General features: G+C 35.8%; 9 protein-coding genes. 3 read left to right on the forward strand and 6 right to left on the reverse strand.

Annotation, left to right across the window (positions count from 1 at the left end):
* Positions 1 to 1,496: 1,496 nt before the first annotated feature.
* The gene (locus tag P5P89_RS20700) at positions 1,497 to 2,942 is read right to left on the reverse strand and encodes a DUF4450 domain-containing protein (RefSeq protein WP_278010030.1); all 1,446 of its coding nucleotides are present in this window, start codon (positions 2,940 to 2,942) and stop codon (positions 1,497 to 1,499) included.
* Positions 2,943 to 3,231: 289 nt separating this feature from the next.
* Between P5P89_RS20700 and P5P89_RS20705 the strand changes: the two genes are divergently transcribed.
* The 3 genes from P5P89_RS20705 to P5P89_RS20715 all read left to right on the forward strand — a co-directional run bounded on the left by P5P89_RS20705 (position 3,232) and on the right by P5P89_RS20715 (position 9,104).
* A complete protein-coding gene (locus P5P89_RS20705) occupies positions 3,232 to 4,509 on the forward strand; it encodes a rhamnogalacturonan acetylesterase (RefSeq protein ID WP_278010031.1) in 1,278 nt (425 codons plus the stop codon).
* Positions 4,510 to 4,531: 22 nt separating this feature from the next.
* Positions 4,532 to 7,387 carry a glycoside hydrolase family 2 TIM barrel-domain containing protein gene (locus P5P89_RS20710; RefSeq protein ID WP_278010032.1) on the forward strand — a complete coding sequence of 952 codons (2,856 nt, stop codon included), beginning with the start codon at positions 4,532 to 4,534 and terminating at the stop codon, positions 7,385 to 7,387.
* Between the two features lie 208 nt (positions 7,388 to 7,595).
* On the forward strand, positions 7,596 to 9,104 hold the full coding sequence (locus P5P89_RS20715) for a rhamnogalacturonan acetylesterase (protein ID WP_278010033.1): 1,509 nt from the start codon (positions 7,596 to 7,598) through the stop codon (positions 9,102 to 9,104).
* Between the two features lie 166 nt (positions 9,105 to 9,270).
* On the opposite strand, the gene P5P89_RS20720 is transcribed toward P5P89_RS20715, so the two are convergent.
* The 5 genes from P5P89_RS20720 to P5P89_RS20740 all read right to left on the reverse strand — a co-directional run bounded on the left by P5P89_RS20720 (position 9,271) and on the right by P5P89_RS20740 (position 16,371).
* Complete coding sequence (locus tag P5P89_RS20720; RefSeq protein WP_031453507.1) at positions 9,271 to 9,447, reverse strand: histone H1; 177 nt, start codon at positions 9,445 to 9,447, stop codon at positions 9,271 to 9,273.
* Positions 9,448 to 9,645: 198 nt separating this feature from the next.
* On the reverse strand, positions 9,646 to 11,013 hold the full coding sequence (locus tag P5P89_RS20725) for a sulfatase-like hydrolase/transferase (RefSeq protein ID WP_278010034.1): 1,368 nt from the start codon (positions 11,011 to 11,013) through the stop codon (positions 9,646 to 9,648).
* 8 nt (positions 11,014 to 11,021) lie between these two features.
* Positions 11,022 to 13,490 (reverse strand): glycosyl hydrolase 115 family protein, encoded by a 2,469-nt coding sequence (locus P5P89_RS20730; protein WP_278010035.1) that lies wholly within the window; start codon positions 13,488 to 13,490, stop codon positions 11,022 to 11,024.
* A 98-nt stretch (positions 13,491 to 13,588) separates the two neighbouring features.
* Positions 13,589 to 14,917 (reverse strand): rhamnogalacturonidase, encoded by a 1,329-nt coding sequence (locus P5P89_RS20735; RefSeq protein WP_278010036.1) that lies wholly within the window; start codon positions 14,915 to 14,917, stop codon positions 13,589 to 13,591.
* Between the two features lie 17 nt (positions 14,918 to 14,934).
* The gene (locus tag P5P89_RS20740; protein WP_278010037.1) at positions 14,935 to 16,371 is read right to left on the reverse strand and encodes a family 43 glycosylhydrolase; all 1,437 of its coding nucleotides are present in this window, start codon (positions 16,369 to 16,371) and stop codon (positions 14,935 to 14,937) included.
* Positions 16,372 to 16,442: the final 71 nt, after the last annotated feature.

Consider the following 16,442-nt stretch of genomic DNA (forward strand, 5'->3'; position numbering starts at 1 on the left):
CGAATTAAAAAAAGAAGAAAGCAAAACTGATTCCTGTTTTTCTGAATTATTAAACGAAATATCCCAGTTGGTAAAAGTTACTTCTTTTATGATATTTGAATCTGCTTTAACAGAGAATTTATTGGTTCCCGGAACTAACTTTTCAATTGGAATAACAATAGTTTCTTTCTGATTTATACCTAAAGAAATTTTCTGCTGATTATCTTTCGAGGAAGCATCAAAAACTACATTTCCTTCAATTTTACTTTCTGAGTTATTTTTCAGGGTGATTTCTATATTGTTGTTTCTTAACTGAATGCTTTCGTATTCAATTTTAGACTTTAAATCCACTTCAACAGGTTGCCACCATGCTACATCGCCTTGTTTTAACTGAATGAAAAAAGTTTTAGTCTTATTACCATATACAATTGCCTGATAGTATTTATTTGTTTTTGAAACTTCGCTAAGAATAGACTGAGGATCATAAACCGAAACAATATCTGCTTTAGATGTTGTTATATTAAAAGATTCTCCTGCTGTTAAAGAAGTAATAGGTTTAATCTCTTCTAAAATATCACCTTTCCAGTTAATTTTCACCTCATAAGCAGTACTATAAGGTACTTCAATAGAGATTTTTGGATTGCCAATACTTTCCTGAATATTTTTCCAGTTAACTGTTTTTCCATTAACCGTTATATGCTGAATCCCTTCAAAAGGTGCGTTTAGAACTAATTTCAAATTCATTTTTGCTGCGAACTGATTTTTTATAAGATATGAATCAGTTTTGTTTTCTCTTTTAAAATCAATTGAAATATCCGGAATATCTAAAGCTGCGTGATTCCATTTTGCAGGAAATCCAGGCTGAATCGTTAAAACTTCCGCCAAAGCATCAGGCTGGATACCAAAAAGCCCTTCTACCAAAGTTCTTGACGTCATTCCGATTGGATCTGCAAAATCACGGTATAATTCGCCTCTCATTGCATCCTGATATAAAAGCTGTTCAAAACCACCCGGAGAAGCGCCCAGATACATACTTTCGATCAACACACTTTCCCACATTTTAAATGCTTTTTCTGATTGACCTCCCTGCCAGAAAGCCAGCGATGTATGCAATTGTTCTGCCAGCGCCACATTATTAATAGACCATGTATAAGGCTGCCAATTGGTGGTGCTTATCGTATAAAGATCAGTTTTATCAAGTCCTTCTGCTGAAATAGGGATATGCGGAATCTGCTTGTCCACATAACTCAGCATCTGATAACTCTCAAACGGATTCGATAATTCGGAATCGATAGTGTGGTAAATACTCCAGACACCGGGAACATCATGCAATAATCTGTTTCCTAATGCGTCTTTATATTCTGCAAAAATGCCTTTTTTTGGAATCCAGAGCTGATCTTTCGAAGCTTTTAGGATTTTATCCGCTTCTTTAACAAAAGGATTTTCATTCTGCTGAATCTTTTTGGCTACTTCAGCCACCGTTTTATTTGCATAAAAATTATAAGCCGAAGAATGTATTACACCGCCACCGCTGTATTGTAAAGCATCGCTCGCCCAAATTGTCGCATAAGCATCATAAAGTCCGTCATTATCCGGATCGAAATTTCTTTTTCCCAGTTTAAATGCCTTTGGATTGTGGGCCACATTTCTTTCATAAACGAAGTATCTCCCGTCCACTTAAAATGCCTCAGCATCTGGTCGAAAAAAACCAGGTTCATGTCATAATGATGCGCCACTGTATTTTTGTTAGGGTTCCGGCTGATGTAACCGCTGCTGAACATGGAGGTCCCCATAACTTCTTTCTGACGGGCAAAATTGCGAACCGTATCCAAAACAATAGGACCGTTTTCAGGAGCTGTTACCTGCGAATTGCTGTAACTTGTAAAATGAGTTTTCGCACGATCATGCCAGCCTAAAGGATCAGCTGTATAAGCGCCACGCCACGCATTCAGGTACATGCGCCATGCAATAGCACCATGAAGGTAAGCCGGGCTTTCCCAAATTCCGTCAGCTGCTATTGAAAGTGCTGAACCTAATGTATTAATGTAAGGATCCGGAGTTACAACCTTTACTCTATTCGCCAAAAGATATGTTTCCTGAACCGATTTGTCATACAATTGCGATAATCCTTTTTGAGAAACATCCGATTTTAAATCCTCGCTTGAAAACAGCCAAAACATTTCGCTTTTTGAAATGGCATTTTTTCCTGTAACAAGCGTCAGATTTTCAGGATTGGAACTGTACAATTCCAAAGGTGTCTTTTGCTGTTTTGGATTGGCTAACTTTATATCAGAACCCGGGAAGTAGCCTGTGAGTTTTTTGTTGTTACCTGTTTTCTCTTTATTGCTTTCAGAACCGTATTCCAGTAAAAAAGACTGTTTTTTTAGGGTATATTTATTATTGGTACAATATTCAGGCTGTAAATAAAACACCGACTCAGGGTCAGCACCAATATCGCCGTCACGACTGAATTTTTTCCCCGTTGCACCACCGTATGCCCAAACTAAATTCACTTTTTTAGGTACATTTTCCCCATAAACTTTTACAATAAAACCTTCTTTTTCTTTTAAGGCAACTACTTTTACAATTAGTTTTCCGTTATCTAAAATGGGGTCCTGAATTTCGTATTGTATCGTACCCAATACATATTTTGTGTCAATTTTTGAAGCCTCGGTAATCCATTTGCTGTCTTTGCCATTAACCAGACCGAGTTTAAAATTCCCGCCCATTCCCGGCATGTACATCGCAAATTCAGGTAAGTCCCCTGTCTCAACTCTAAAACCTGTATTCGAGCCATAAAGTGCCCTGTTGAATTTTCTGGCACCGTTTTTTAAAACAAAACTATTCCCTTCAGGAGCATAATGAATTTTACGCACAGCTTGTTTTTCCTGTCCTATAGTTAGCAAAGGACAGAGCAATAATAAGCCAATAAGGTTCGGGATGGTATTGTTTTTGGTTTTCATAAAATTTAATAATTCAGAGGCACATAATCACTATCAAATACCTAATGATTTTGATAATTTAAACGCAATTTCTCTGTTTTTTTATGGTATCGCATCCTGTACCTACCTGATTTTTGCAATATCATAATTTATATTCTTTCATTTTTTTAACATCATAGTACAGGATACTATATAAAAATGTAACCGTTAGTTTTGAAAATACAATAATTTAAATAGAAAAACTTTGATAAACATTAAAACTTCTCTCTGTGCCATTTTTTGTTTTGTCTTACAGCTAAATCTGTTTGCTTTGAACAATAATTCTTCAGATAAGATAATACCACAGAAAACTACTGAAAGTAAATTGTTTAATTTTGGAAATGCCTTAAAAAATAAAAAAGGAATATCCATAAATACTGCTTTGACTTATAATACAACAACAGGTTATGGTTTTGATATTAATTCGGCTTCGAATGCAACAATCAATTCAAATACATTTTCTGCTGTTAAGCCAACTTACTTTTCCGTAAAACTTCCGGAGGGAAATTATCAAATTGAGGTTGTAATGGGAAGTTCTGAAAAACAGATAAATGTTACTATAAAAGCAGAATCCCGAAGATTGATGCTGGATCAGCTTTCAATTCAAAAAGGCAAACCGGTAACCAAAATTTTTAATGTAAATGTCAGAACTCCAAAAATTGATGACACTCAAAATGTTTCATTAAAAGACAGGGAAAAAGATATTTTGAACTGGGACGACAAACTCACACTGGAGTTTTTAGGAGACGTTGCAATTCAGAGTATAAAAATTACTCCAAAAGACAATTTAACTGTAGTTTATCTTGCCGGAGATTCAACGGTTACCGATCAGGATGTAGAGCCTTGGGCTTCATGGGGACAGTTTATAACCAATTATTTTGACAATACAGTTGTGGTTGCCAATTATGCCGTTTCGGGTTCGGCACTGAGTTCTTTTAAAGGAGGAAATCGTTTAAAAAAAATTCTTTCATTAATAAAAAAAGGAGATTATTTATTTGTTGAATTCGGGCATAATGACGAAAAAATAAAGGGCGAAGGAAATGGAGCCTGGGGTTCTTACTCTACTCTGTTAGCCGAGTTTGTTCAGTCGGCCAAAGACAAAGGAGCTATCCCGGTTCTGGTAACCCCGACACAACGTCGCGCTTTTAACGAAAATGGAACTTTAAAAGAAACTCATGGTGATTTTCCTGCTGCCATGAGAGCCGTTGCACAAAAAAACAATATTGCCCTTATTGACGTTACCAAAATGACAACCGAGTTATATGAAACCTGGGGTGACGAACCTTCCAGAAAAGCTTTTGTACAATATCCTGCAAATACTTTCCCGGGACAGGTAAAAGTTTTGGAGGACAATACTCATTTTAATAGTTTTGGAGCAAACGAAATTGCGCTATGTGTACTTAAAGGAATTCGCGAACTCGATATACCGTTAAAAAAGCAAATCCGAAAAGAAGTTCCAAATTACAATCCCAAAAAACCAAATTATATTTCGAACTGGACACTTCCTTTGAGTGACCGATTTGAAATTACTAAACCAGATGGAAACTAAACCATTATAGAAACACCTATTTATGTTACTAAAAAAAACAATCCAAAACCTTACAATTGCTGCCGTAGCTTTATTTTCTTATCAAAACAGCGCAGCACAGCAAACGGATAAAGTTTATCTTTCCGGAAAAGATTTTGAACATCCTGTACAATGGGATTTTTATTGTACCGGAGGCAACAACAGCAAAACCTGGTCTAAGATAAATGTTCCTTCTCAATGGGAATTAGAAGGTTTTGGAGAATATACGTATGGAAGATGGTACAAAGAATTGAACCAAAAAGAGCCAAGCAAGGAAGAAGGTTTATACAAATATGAATTTGAAGTTCCTGCTGATTATAAAGACAAAGAAATTTTAATTGCGTTTGGCGGAGCCATGACCGATACCGAAGTGAAAATCAACGGAAAACTGGCCGGAGCCATTCATCAGGGTGGTTTTTACGAATTCAAATACGATATTTCATCTTTATTGAAATTCGGTTCTAAAAACACTTTAGAAGTTCATGTTTGGAAACATTCTGCAAATAAATCGGTAAATGCAGCCGAAAGAAGAGCGGACTGGTGGCTTTTTGGCGGAATTTATCGTCCTGTATGGCTTGAAATTTCACCTAAAACACATATTGAGCATATTGCTGTAAATCCAAAAATGGATGGCTCGATTACTGTAAATTTAAATCTCAAAAACGTTTCTAAAAATGCTGTTTTAGAAGCCACTCTGAAAGGTTTAAATGGAGAAAAATTCGAAACTTTTACCTTTCCTGTAAAAGCAAAAAGCACTACAGCAACAATTGCTGCTCAATGGAAAAACATCAAACCATGGAATCCGGAAAGTCCAAATTTATATGATCTGGAACTAGTTTTAAAACAAAACGGAAACATCGTTCACAAATACGATAAACGAATTGGTTTCAGAACTTTAGAATTCAAAAAACAAGACGGAATCTATGTAAATGGCACCAAAATCGTGATGAAAGGTATCAACCGTCACTCATTCTGGCCGGAAGGCGGACGAAGCACCAGCAAACGCATCAGCGAACTGGACGGTAAATTACTGAAAGACATGAATATGAATGCCGTGAGAGGACATTATCCTCCTGACGAGCACTTTCTTGACGTTTGTGATTCATTAGGACTTTTTGTGCTGAACGAATTAGCAGGCTGGCAAAACTCTTATGATACTGAAACCGGAACCAAATTAGTTAAAGAAATGGTTGTACGAGATGTGAATCACCCATCAGTAATTATCTGGGATAATGGTAATGAAGGCGGTTGGAATTACAATGTTGATAAAGTTTTTGAAGATAATGACCCACAAAAAAGAATTGTAATTCACCCTTGGGCTGACTTCAATGGGTGGGACACGCACCACTACCCGACTTATTTAACCGGAATGCATCGTTTTAATAATGGTGAAAATGTTTTTTTTCCAACCGAATTCATGCACGGAACCTACGACAACGGACACGGAGCTGCCCTTGAAGATTTCTGGACACGTTACAAACAAAGTCCGTTGTTTGCAGGAGGTTTCATGTGGGCAATGCTGGATGAAGCCGTATTTCGTTCTGACTGGACCGGAGATGCAAAATTCGACTCAAAAGGTTCATTGGCTGCGGATGGGATTTTAGGGCCGCACCGTGAAAAAGAAGGAAGCTACTATACCGTAAAAGAAGTCTGGGCGCCTGTTCAGTTTCAGCCAAAACAGGTTACTGCAGATTTTGATGGCTCTTTTTTAATTACAAACGACTATCTTTTCAGTAATCTGAATTCCTGCAGAATGGAATTTAAAGTACTGAAATCTGATAATGATGTTTTATATACTAATGGAACTTCAAAGGAAATCAGTTCTGGAAAAATTGAAATTCCGAGTATTGATCCAGGTGAAACACGTAAAATTAAATTCGCTGTTCCTGCTAATTTTACTGAAGGAGATATTTTATCCCTTTCGGCTTATGATCAGTTTAATAAAGAAATTTATACCTGGACATGGCCAATTCATAAAGCGAAATATTATGCTGCTAAATTTTTAGCGGTTCAAAATACAAAAGCAAAAGCTTCTGGTGTAAAAACCGGAAATGAAATTACTTTAAAAGGAAGTGACGTTACAGTTGTTTTAGATGCAACAACCGGAGAAATTACTTCAGTTAAAAATGGAACGAATACAATTCCGTTAACCAATGGTCCAAGACCAATCGGAATGAAAGCCAAATTAAAAGACATTCAGGTTTCACAGGAAGGCGATAAAGCGATTTGTAACGTAACTTATTCCGGTGGTTTGTCTTCTGTTAAATGGATTATGGAGCCGGACGGAAGATTTAAAATGGAACTGATTGCTTTAAAGAATGCTTCAGGCGGTGAAGGTTTTGATGGTGCTTTTTTTGAAGATAAAATCAGTGCATTCGGAATTACTTTTAGTTTTCCTGAAAAAGGAGTTACCGGAATGAAATGGTTTGGAAGAGGGCCTTATCATGTCTGGAAAAACAGAATTAAAGGAACTACTTACGGTATCTGGGAGAAAGATTATAACACAACTATAACGGGCGAAAGTTTTGAAAATCTGGTTTATCCTGAGTTTAAAGGTTATCACGCCAATTTATTAGGGGCAAGCTTAAAAGCAGGAGCATCATCATTCAAAGTTTTCAGTGAATCTGATAATTTGTATTTGAGATTATTTACACCGGATTTACCTAAAAATGGCTTCGCCGGAAGTTATCCGCAGCCAGCATTTCCGGAAGGAGATATTTCGTTTATGTATGAAATTCCGGCTATGAGGGATTTTAAACCTTTGGAACATCAGGGACCGGAAAGTCAGGCCACCAATATTCGCATCAAAAGCGGTGATGACGGAATCAAAATGAATTTATGGTTTGATTTTAGAAATTAAAAATTTTGTTTCAGGATTTTCTTTGTTTCAGGTTTCAGGTTCGTTATCAACCAACCTGAACACAAAGTATGTCATTTCGACGAAAGGAGAAATCACACTAGAAGCTCACATTCAGTACTTACTCACAGGATGTGATTTCTCCTTTCGTTGAAATGACAAAATTGAGAAAAATTACATTTTACATTTCACACAACACATTTCACACAATATGAAATCAATTAAAATAATTACAATACTTTTTTTAGGCTTCTTATTTTTAAATTTTACTTCAAAACAAAAAGACAAAAACAGACCCACTGTTTACACCGTAGGCGACTCAACTGTAAAAAACGGCAGAGGCGACGGATCCGGCGGACTTTGGGGATGGGGAGATTATATTGGGCAGTTTTTGGATACCACGAAAGTCAGAATCGAAAATCACGCTTTGGGAGGTACCAGCAGCAGAACTTTTCAGGATAAAGGTTTGTGGACAGCCGTTTTGAACAAACTAAAAAAAGGAGATTATGTCCTGATTCAGTTTGGACATAATGATGATGGCCCTTTAAACGATACCCTTCGCGCCAGAGGAACAATCAAAGGAATCGGAAACGAAACGCAGGAAATCGACAACATGCTTACCAAAAAGCATGAAACGGTACATACCTACGGCTGGTACATTCAGAAAGTGGTTCAGGAAGCCAAATCAAAAGGTGCTATTCCTATAATTTGTTCTCCAATTCCAAGAAACGACTGGAAGGAAGGAAAAGTACCTCGCAATAATAAATCATACGGATTATGGGCTAAACAAATTGCTGAAAAGGAAAAGATAACTTTCATCAATCTGAATGAAAAAATGGCTGTTGAAATGGAAAAGCTGGGAGAACAAAAAGTGACCGGCACTTATTTTTACAAAAAGGATCATACACATCCCTCTGCAAAAGGGGCTGTGTTAGCCGCTTCGTTAATTGTTAATGAAATTAAAACAAGTAAAAATTCATTAAAAAAATTCATTTTGCAAAGCCCAAAGATTGTACTTCCTGCAAAGAAAAAAGTATACTTAATCGGCGATTCGACTATGGCAAGCAATAATAATGAAAATGCTGTTGGCTGGGGAGTTGCTTTTCCGAAATATTGTGACACTACCAGAATTGAAGTAATCAATAAGGCTCGTGGAGGAAGAAGTACGAGAACATTCGAAAAAGAAGGTCTATGGGATGCTGTAAAAAATCAATTAAAACCAGGTGATTTTGTGATGATTCAGTTTGGTCATAATGATGCAGGCGCTGTTGATAAAGAAAAATTCAGAGGTTCATTAAAAGGTAACGGAGATGAAACACAACAAGTAATTCGTGACAGTTTAACCGAAACCGTACATACTTTTGGCTGGTACATGCAGAAATTCATCAGAGAAGCCAAAGAAAAAGGCGCTGTTCCGATTGTTTTAAGCCAGACGCCAAGAAACGAATGGCCGAATGATAAAGTAGAACGCAGAACCGATACTTATGGAAACTGGTCGAAAATAGCTGCCGAAAGAGAAAAAGCGTTTTATATCGACCTCAATGAAATCGTAGCCCAAAAATACGAAGCTTTAGGCAAAGAAAAAGTAAAAGCGTTTTTCCCGAAAGATCATACACACACAGGAGCTGAAGGTGCTGCTTTTAATGCGCTTACAGTTGCTGAAAGCCTTAAAAAAATAAAAGACTGCGCATTGAGGGAGTATATTGAAATTCCAAAGTAAGTTATATGGTATGTGAAATGTTAGATGTAAAATGTAGATGTGAAATTTTTGATAAAATTTAAGAATATAAATTACGTGAAGGTGGAATTTGCAGTTTTTCACTTTTCATTTTTAATACATAAAAAAACCTCGTCTGTTGACGAGGTTTCTTTCTTTCAGTAGAATATTATTTTTTTGATTCTTCGATAGAAACTTTTCTGAACTCTTTTAAAAGTTTTTCAATCTCTAAAGATGATTTACGTGCTCTTGCTCCTGCTGCTTTAACACCTTTTTCAGATAATGATTCAGATTCTGTTTTGAATACTTCTAATTCAGCGTTGATTTTTACTAATAGATCTTTCATGCTTATATATGTTAAATTAAGTGGCAAAAATAAAAGTTTGCTCTATAGATAACGTAAGTTTAGTGTTAAAATTATCACAGTTTTTTGAGATTGAGTTACTATTCTTTTTTTTATGCTTTTCACTCCTAAAAACCAGCTAATTACAAAATACGAAAACTTTATATTTCTAAATAATATTGCAAGTAGAACCCACAAAACCTACTTAATTTTATCATAATTCACCTTTTTAGCATCTTTTTTAAATTGATTTTCCAAGGCGATTTCCATTTTTTCGGCTACAGACTTCTCTTCCTGTATCAAATTTTTCCTCTCTTCAGGATCTTTTTCAATATTATAAAGTTCTAAATCTGCAGGAGTATTGGCATGTCTGGTCCTGATTATTTTCCACGGCTTTTTAATTAAAGATTCCTGCAAATGACCTCTGACATAAATTTCCTGATCTGCTATTGTTTTATTTTCTGAAATTACCGGCCAGAGATTTTTGCCTTCGATACTTTTCGGCAGATTGTTATCTCCTGCCAAAGACAAAATACCAGGCAATAAATCTATTACCGAAATATAATTGTCATTCTTATATTTCTTCAAATGATCTTTCCAGTAAAATATACAGGGAACTCTTATTGCCCCTTCATAATTTGATGTTTTCCAGTCCCTGAGCGGTGTATTGTCTCCGAGGACAGTATTAGATGGATGAATTCCATTATATTCGTTTTTAGAGTCCCAATCATGCATAGCACCGTTATCACTCATAAAAATAACCAGCGTATTTTTATCCAGTTTTTGCTGTTTTAACTTCTCAAGCAATATCCCGATACAGTTATCCATATGGCTCATAGCCGCTGCATAATCCCTGCGCGAACTGTCTTTAATAGAATTCATATACGGATCTTTCCATTTTTGTTCTTCCTGCAAAGGAAAATGCGGTGCACTGTAAGCTACCTCTAAAAAGAAGTTTTTCTTTGGGTCTCTTATTTCCGAAATCCATTTAATAGCTCCATTGGTAAGCAAGTCTGTTACATGACCCTTTTCTTCAATAAACTCACCATTTCGATACCAGCTTTTGTCTCCGTTTTTATACAAATGAGTGTACTGATCTAATTGTCCGTGAAGGAAACCATACGAATAATCAAATCCATAGGCTTTTGGTCCACTGCTCGGCTGTAACCCAAGATGCCATTTACCTATAAGTGCTGTCTGATAGTTATTTTTATACAATAGCTTTGGCAATGTTGGAATTGAATCCGGGAGTTTCAACTGACTTTTATCACTAATCGGAGCTACGATTCCCATACGGCTCGCCGGTTTTCCCGTAAACAAACTCGCCCTTGAAGGAGAACAGGTTGGATTGACATAAAACCGATCCATTTCTACTCCGTTTTTGGCCAGAAAATCAATGTTTGGCGTTTTTATTTCCGAACCGTGATACCCAACATCATTCCATCCCGCATCATCAGCAATGATCAAAATGACATTCGGTTTTTCCAGTGAAGCCTTTTCATTCTTCTGACTATACGAAAATGAAAAGCAAAACGATAACAGTACTAACAATTGCTTTTTTGTATTCATATTTTTGATCATTTTAAAATTTGATTCATCTTGATTTTAGTATTAACAGTGATATAATCCAATACAATTCCTGTCTGATTTACAGCAATCGTAATAGTATGCTTTCCTTTATTTGTGATCGAAAAAGGCAATTTTACAATGGCGCTGTTACGAAGCACATTTTCTTTCCAGGTTTTGTCGCGGTCTTTTGTATTGATTGAAAAGAACTGAGTTTTATTTCCATCAACCTGTACTTCAATCTGATGATCAAAATTGTTTGCATGCGTAGGCAATAAATGAATTTCTATTTCGTAATCACCGGCTTTTTCAATTTCAAATTCATAAGAAACAGAAGGTTTTTCGGTTTTAAAATACCTTTGTTTTAACGGAAATAAAGTAATAGCATTATTACTATAGCCTAAACCGTTAATGGTTTTCCATTGGTATTCTTTGGATTCTTTTTTTAAAATAAACTGATTTCCCTTTATGATTTTTATTGCTTTTGAAGTTTCTTTAACTGATACTTCTTTTGAAAAATCGACTTTTTTTATAGAATCGAAAACAGGCAGATTTCTGGGACGCATTGCCATCATATGATTCCATTTGCCTTTGCTCAGTTTCTCATTATAATAATCCGTCAGTTCTTTTATTTTGTTGTAGGCTTCATTAGATAATGTTTCATATTTTTTCTTCTCATTTACATCTGAAGTCCTGCAAGCCAGATTCCAATATAAAAATTTATGGTTCATATAAGCCGCAGCTTCAATTGGGTAAATGACCAATTGAAAATAAGCATCTTCTCTTCCATCAGGAACAGCCGGACCGATACCTACAGCAACAGCAGAAGCCCACATCTCTACCTGGTCAATCAAATTATCGTAGGCTTTTATTCTTTCCTGACATTCTTCTTCCGTAAAATCAGAAAACCTTATTTGCGTAGTGGGTTCTGTCTGACTCCATCCCATATATTCCGGCTTTCTGAGAAATGCCAGCCGGTAATATTCTTCAAATACAGGACCTAAGTACTCTGCAATTTGGGGAGAAAACTCCCTTGTGAGCCAATCTCTCAAATATCGATTAATTCTATCCAATTTTATGCTGTTAATATCCCACGCCAAATCCAGAAAAAGTTCTGTATCGTATTCAGCAGGTTTTATGTCCCCTACATTTACAATCCACATTTTTTTAGCTCCGTTTTCATACGCTTTGGTCATTTCATACCAAATCAAACCCGGTTGAGTTGTACTTAGCCAAAGATAATCATGAGGTCTTCCCCAATAACTGATGTGATAATAAACACCGCTTCCTCCTGCCCTTTTTTGTTCTTCTTCATTACTCAGACGACGGATATATCCGTAATTATCATCCGGCCAGACTAGCGTAATATCGTCCGGAACTTTTAGTCCGTTGTCGTATAATTCCAAAACTTCTTTATACGGAACAAATGCCTGTGGAATCTCTTTTAATGGCTTTTTAAAGGTGTTCGAAAGCATTTCACGCTGATTCAGAATGATTTTTTCCACCATATTAATGGATTCTTTTAAATCTTTCGCGCCTTCCATTTTGCTGTCATGAACACCACGCATGCCTAAGGTCATAATCGTTTCGTTATTAGCCGATTTTAATTCGTCCAATCGATCCTGCCAGTATTTATCTACCTGTGTTTTATTGGTAAAATAATTATAATCTCCATGAATTTTCGGTTTCCACTCATCGACATTATTTCGAAGCATAGGTTCAGCGTGTGAAGAACCAATAACCATATGGTATTTTTGGGCCATTTCTTTATTCCCCGGAAGGGTAAAAAAACCTTTTGTAGAAGGATGCATAGCTGGCCAGATCGTGTTGGCTTTTAAACGTAATAATAACTGAAATATCTTCTCGTAAGTTTTGGGTCCTATGTTTCCAGCTTCCGATTCGAATGTTTTTTCTGCCCAGGGCTCTAATCCCCAGTCCTCATCATTTAAGAAGATTCCTCTGTATTGTACCGATGGTGATGAAATGATACCTTTTTGTGGAAGCTGCAATGTTAGTTTTTCTTTTTTTATCGGATGAACATCTGCCCACCATTTCCATGGAGAAATTCCCAGACGCTCTGTAATTTCAAAAATGGCATAAACTGTTCCTCTTACATCGCTTCCCGTAACCACAAGATTTTCCTTTTCTTTTTTGATGGAAAATTTCTCCCACTGACCAGACAAGTCTTTTGATTTTGATTTAAAAAGACCTGATGAAGCTTGTCCGATATAAATTCCTTTTTTAGAAATAGTTTGGGTTGGAACAATTTCGGGTCTTTTTCCGGTTATCTCTTTTACATCATCAGCCAATTCATTTAAAGCCCAAAGAATCAATGGATCAGTATTTTTATCAATGTAAATCGAAGCTGACTGATTTGCATCTGCAATTAAAAAATCAACTGAATTTTTATTTTGGCTATAAGAACTTACGCTTAAAAAAATGAGCGAAAGAAAAAATCCGGCATATAAATTTTTATTCATTTTAAAATTATATTATATCTCTAAAAAACAAAAGTTCAAAGTTTACAACAAATTATGTTACAACTTTGAACTTCCTGTCTTTAAATTATTATAAAAAATTACTCAACTAACTGCTTATTGATACGCACATTTTTTAAGGTAATTCCATCTACAATACTTTTATCGATAGTTGCTTTCGTTGCTTCGATATTCAGGTTTTCAAAAGTAAAATTAGACAAACGAACATTTGGATCTTTTTCTACATTAAAAAATGTATCCGATTTCATATCAATGTTCTTTAAAGTTACGTGATCGCCATAAGACAATGGAATATCAGGACGGCCTTTTAAATCAAAAAATTGCTTCCATGCCAATACAACAAGACAGTTTTTCGCCTGTCCTTTAATATCTTCTACTCTAATGTACTCGTATCTTTGAGGTGTATCCGGTCTCATTTTTAACCAAAGCATTCTCGTGGCACCATCGATTTGGCAGTTACGCATAATTACATTTCTGTTGTGAATAGATTCACTTCCGTTTGTTAATGCCGAATGACAGAAACCAAATCGGCAATCTTCGATGATGATATTAGCATTTGGTCCATTATTTTTATCCTGATCTGCATAAGGTCCTTTACCGCCTTTTAGTGCAATTGCATCATCATTTACAGACAAATAACATCCTTTCACTAATACATTCGTACAGATATCAACATCGATTGCATCTGTACTTGGAGCCTTAACTTCTAAATGCGGAGAGAAGATGTATAAATCTAATAGTTTTACATTATTACATTTATAAAAGTGATTTGTCCAGAAACCTGAATTGATCAGTTTTACGTCCTGAAATTGCACGTTATTGGAATTCCATACAAAAACCAGTCTTGGTCTTGAAACCTCTAAATTGGTACATTTTGGATTGATTTTACGTCTTGCCCAAAAAGCTTCATAATATTTATAACCGTTTCCGTTGATGGTTCCTTTTCCAGAAATAGAAAAATTATCTACACCATACGCATTGACCAAAGCCGGAAAATAATCCAGGTTCTGACCTTCCATTCTTGAGGCCATAATTGGGTAATTGGCAATATCATCAGAACCTTTTAAAGTTCCTCCTTCAGCAACATATAAACTTGTTTTAGGCTTAAAGAACAAAGCACCGCTCAGGAAAACCCCTTTTGGAATCACAATTACCCCTCCTCCGCTTTTGGCTGCTTTATCAATTACCTTTTGAATCGCAACGGTCTGGATTTTGGTACTGTCTTTAGTAACTCCAAAATCTGTAATGGTATATTGTTTTCCTAAATCTTTCAATTGAAGTTTAGTGTAATCTTTAAACCATGGTGTAATGGCACTTCCATCAGGAAATGTATCGTTTTTATAATTTTGAGAAAATGCAGACTGGGAAATTCCCAAAATGCAGATTGCAAGTGTCAATAATCTTTTCATTGTATCTTTTTTGGTTTTTAAATTTTATGAGGTTTAATTTTAATTTGACTGATAGAAATATAATATCCTGTGCTTCCGTAATTTGATTTTCTTTTATCTGACCAGTTTGGTCTTTCTCCTGTAACAGAAACGGTTAAATGATAATTGCTTTTTTTAAGCAACGGAGACCTGAAAACTTGTGTTTCGATTGAAAATTTGCTATACATGTCAACGAGGGCTGACACAATTACCTTGCCTTTTTTATCGGTTAAAACAACTTTAGCATACCCGTTTTCAGAACCAACTAAACTATACAATGCAATTTGCTCACCGGTAAAACTAACTGTAAACGAAGCATCTTTTTCATCAGATCTGCTTTCAGATGTTGTTTCTTTCCAATTGCCTTTATATTGGATTTGTGTATCAGTATTTTTAATGATTTCGTCATTACTTTCTGCAACAGATGAAATTCCGGTTACAGTATCTAGTTGCCAGGCATCCTGATAATCAGGAATCGAAAGTGACGTTCCTGAAATTACAAGTGGCTGCCAGATGTACGTTGCCGAAGAAGCCTGTTTAGGAAAAGACCATCTGTCACCCATAAACATATACGTTATGCCTTTTGTGCCCTGAATTGGTAATACAAAAGTCGATTGTGAATTCCATGTCAGTGTTCTTTCCGGAGCGATTAAACCCTGAGATTGCCAGGGACCTTTTAATGAATTTGCAGTGTAATAATAATTATCGTTTTTCTCCCAGCTTGTTAAATGTGAACCGATAAAATAATACAATCCGTCTTTTTTAAGCATGGTTGGTGACTCAAATCCTGATGTAATATTTTCGTTTACTTTCTCTGTAACCGATTTAAAATCATCGCTTAGTTTGTAAATTTCTCCTCCGTGAACCAAAATATAACCGGAACCATCAGTATCCTGAAAAGTTCCCATATCCCATTTTTTTATCGGTTTGCCCTGATACAAAAGCGGACCTTTAAACTGATACGGACCTTTAATGTTTTTTGAAACGGCATAACCAACAAACTGATCTTTGTATGTTAAAGTATCCGCATGCATGAAAATGATAAATTCCCCCGTTTTAGGGCATTTCATCACTTTTGGCCTTTCTCCAACCCGATTTGGCCCCAGCTTACCCGATTTTTGCTGAGGAAGCGCAATACTTTCAAATTTCCAGTTATACAAATCTTTGGAAGAATAACAATTAAATCCTGTAAAAGCATTGCTCATATCAGTATGAGCTTCACCAAAAAGATAAAATGTATCTTTTTCTTTAATTATATTGGCACCGTGAGCGCTCACAACATTTTGGTTTTGGTCGAACCAGGGTGTTCCGGAATAGATTGCATCCATTTTTCCCAGCTGTTGTGCAAATGAAACAGAAATACCTATAAAAAGCATAATACTGTTTATAGTTACTTTTCTTAAATATTTAAAAATTGAATAATTATTTTGAGTCATTTTTACGATTCTAATTCAGAATGTATCAAATTTATTCTATTCTTATTTTTTTTGTATCCTGTACTATCTGT

Source organism: Flavobacterium gyeonganense, assembly GCF_029625295.1.
GTDB classification, from domain to species: Bacteria; Bacteroidota; Bacteroidia; order Flavobacteriales; family Flavobacteriaceae; genus Flavobacterium; species Flavobacterium gyeonganense.